The sequence below is a fragment of the Neoroseomonas rubea genome (assembly GCF_016106015.1).
Lineage (GTDB): Bacteria > Pseudomonadota > Alphaproteobacteria > Acetobacterales > Acetobacteraceae > Neoroseomonas > Neoroseomonas rubea.
In genome coordinates, this window is sequence record NZ_JACADQ010000485.1 from 1 (window position 1) to 2,228 (window position 2,228).

1 protein-coding gene and 1 pseudogene are annotated in these 2,228 nt (G+C 75.8%); one reads left to right on the plus strand and one right to left on the minus strand.

All coding sequences use genetic code 11. From position 1 onward, the window contains the following. Positions 1-867 (minus strand): annotated as a pseudogene (locus HW577_RS23965) (heparinase); the annotation flags it as partial. A gap of 120 nt (positions 868-987) precedes the next feature. Between HW577_RS23965 and HW577_RS23970 the strand changes: the two are divergent. Beyond that, a partial coding sequence (locus tag HW577_RS23970) for an SLBB domain-containing protein (protein ID WP_332837802.1) occupies positions 988-2,228 on the plus strand: 1,241 nt, incomplete at its 3' end.

Here is a 2,228-nt window from a genome sequence, read left to right on the forward strand (position 1 = left end):
GGCCGCGGCGCGCGCGGCGAAGGGCGCGGCGAAGGGCGGCGCGGCATGGCGCCGGCGGAACCACTCCGCCAGCGCGAGCGTGTCCAGCAGCAGGCGGTGATAGGCGGGCGAGGCCTGCGCGAAGGCGCCGTCAGTTGCGACCAGCCGCGCGAGGGCGCGTGCAAGGTCCCGTGCGCCGCGTGCCGCCAGCGCCGCGTCCCGCAGCAGCAGGCCGATGACGAACAGGCCGGCAGGCTCGCTCACCGCATGGTTATTGTCCTGCGCCATGGCATAGGCGCGCGTCGCGGCGATTCGGCGCGCATGCAGCGCGAGCACTGCGCGCATCGCCGGCGGTGGGTGGCGGTCGGCGTCCAGCAGCGCCAGCATCAGCGCCAGATGCAGCGCGCGGAGCGCGGCTTCCTGGCCGCAGGCCCAGGCGGGGCCGCGGAACGCCGGGTTGGCAGCGACCCAGCCGGCGAGCAGCGCCTCCGCCGCCGCGAGGTGCCCCGCGTTCGGCGCGATCCGCGCCGCCATGGCGAGCCAGGGCAGCGCTGCGAGCCGATGGCGTTCCCAGACAGGGCGGATGTCGTTGGCCCCGTGGAGGTCGAGCGCGAACGACTGCGTCGTTGCGTCGAAGGGCCCGTGCCAGCCGCCTTCGGTCGCGGCCTCCGCCGCGGCGGCGAGTGCGGCGGCATCGCCCTGCGCGCGCGCCGGCGGAACCTCCTGCGGAAGCAACCGTCCCGGCGGAACATCCCCGTTCGGGCGGAGCGCCCCGGCAGCCAGCCCCGTCGCGATCCGGGCCCGATGCCACAGCAGCAGCCCGACCGGTCGCGGGCCGAGCCGCCAGGCGGCGTCGGCCAGAAGCAGGGGTCTTGGCCAGCCGTCCACGGCCCGGCCGCGTTCGGCCGGGGCGGCAGGCGCGGCCGGGGTCCGATGTCTGGACATGGTCACGATATCGGAACAGTTGTATATCAGGAATGAATCCTACCGCCAGACGATAGAAGGCCCGTGCCGCACCGCCCGAGCAGAGGTCCCATCCCCTCGTCCTGGAGCCTTCTGGCAGCGCTGGTCGCGATCGTCGTCGCCGCAATGCCGGCGCTGGCGCAGACCGGGCCGTCGCCACTGCTCGCCCCGCCGAGCCTGCCCCCGGCGGTGGCCTCGTCCGGCCCATTGCCGGGCCTTCCGCCGGGCACGCCCGGGGAGGCGCTGCAGAGGCTGCTCGATGCGGGCGCCTCGCGCGGCCCGCCACCCGGCCTGCCCCGCGCCGTGGCGCCGCCCGCGTCCATGCCCCCTGCCGCATCTACGCCGTCTCATGCCGAGGACCCGCTCTCCGCCGCCGAATCCTTCTTCGCCGCGCGGCTGGAAGGGCCGCCGCTGCGGCAGTTCGGCTACGACACCTTCCGCCACGGCCCCGCCACGGCGCCCGCCTTCGGCGCCCTGCCGGACGATTACGTCCTCGGCCCCGATGACGAGGTGATCCTCGCCTTTCGTGGGCGCGCGCGGCAGACGCTCACCCTTCGCGTGGGCCGCGACGGTGCGTTGCTGCTGCCGGACATGCCGCCCGCGCCGGCGGCTGGGCGCACCCTCGCCGCGCTGCGAGCAGACCTCGAGGCGCGGGCAGCGCGCGACCTGTCGGGCTCGGAGGTCTTCGTCTCGATCGGCCAGGTCCGGCAGATGAACGTGCTGGTGGCGGGCGAGGTGCTGCGGCCCGGCTTCCATGGGCTGAACGCGCTCGCCTCGGTGCTCGATGCGCTCTCGGCCGCGGGGGGCGTACGGAAGACAGGTTCGCTGCGTGCCATCCGCATCGAGGGGCCGCGCGGGCGGCGGACCATCGACCTCTATGCCGTCATCGCCGACGCCCCGGGCGATGTGGACCTGGCGCTGCGCGAGGGGGAACGCATCATCGTCCCGCCTGTCGGCGGCACGGTCGCGGTCGCCGGCGACGTGGCGCGGCCGGCGATCTACGAGCTGCCGCCACGGACCGCGGCCGTGCCGCTGGCCGACATGCTGGCGCTGGCCGGCGGCACGCTGCGGGCCGGCGGCAACCGGCTGCTGGTGCAGCAGAACGATGCCGGCGGGCGGAGATCCTACTCGGAACTCGCGCCGGGATCGACGCTGAGGCGCGGCGACGCGCTGCTGGTGCAGCCGGGCGCGGACGTGGCGGCGAACCTCGTGCGCCTGTCGGGCCATGTCGCCGCGCCGCTGACGCGCGCCGCGGCGGGCGGGCCACGCCGGCAGACCGTGAGGTT